Here is an 840-nt window from a genome sequence, read left to right as displayed (position 1 = left end):
CATCTCCGGCATGCAGACATCCATCAGCACCAGATCAAAACGTTGCTGTCTCCCACACGCCAGGGCTTCTCGGCCATTACAGGCGGTAGTGACGTCTTGCCCGAGCAGGGTCAGCATGGCACCAATGATGTCGCGGTTTATTGTCGCGTCATCGACCAGCAGGATGTGCAAGCGCCAGGGTTGAACCGGGATAACCGCCTTGTCGGTATCGGTGATGCCTGACGTTATCTGAGCGGCCAGCGTGTAGAGTTTGCCAGGCAGAAAGCCAAGCTCGTCGGCACACAGGGCATTGTCATGCGCGGCGGGATGGCATGTCAGTCCCCACTCGCTCAGTTGCCGGTGCAGCGCCAACGGCGCGGCGATTTCGCCGCTTAATGGCGTCGTCGTGCCGTGTTTGCCGAGCGGCAGCATAAAAGAGATGCAGGTGCCGAGCCCTACCGAGCTGTTGAGATCCAGCCAGCCCCCCATCATCCGGGCCAGATTCGAGGCAATCGCCAGCCCAAGCCCGGTACCCTGAATGTTTGCCTGGCTTTGAAAGAAGGGGGTGAAAACCGCATCGCGATCGGCAGAGGCAATGCCTTTGCCACTGTCGCAGACGGCAAATATCAGCGTGTTGTCGTTGCGTGTGACGCTGAGCGTTATCCCTCCATTTTCCGTAAATTTGACCGCATTTCCCAGCAGGTTCACCAGAATTTGCCGTACGCGTGTCGCGTCCATATCGATAAGCAAGGGCACATCACCGCTGACCGTGGTGCGCAGCATCAATCCTTTGCTTTTTCCCGGTCCCTGAATGGTATACATCGCGCGATCGATCAACGGAAGCAGCGCTGTCTGGTCAAC

1 protein-coding gene is annotated in these 840 nt (G+C 58.0%); it reads right to left on the bottom strand.

The genetic code is table 11. The features are described from left to right. The coding region (locus J5224_RS36015) for an ATP-binding protein (RefSeq protein WP_264628913.1) at positions 1-840 on the bottom strand (840 nt) is incomplete at both ends.

Source organism: Candidatus Symbiopectobacterium sp. NZEC135 (assembly GCF_025962695.1).
This window is presented reverse-complemented; position numbering and strand designations above follow the sequence as displayed.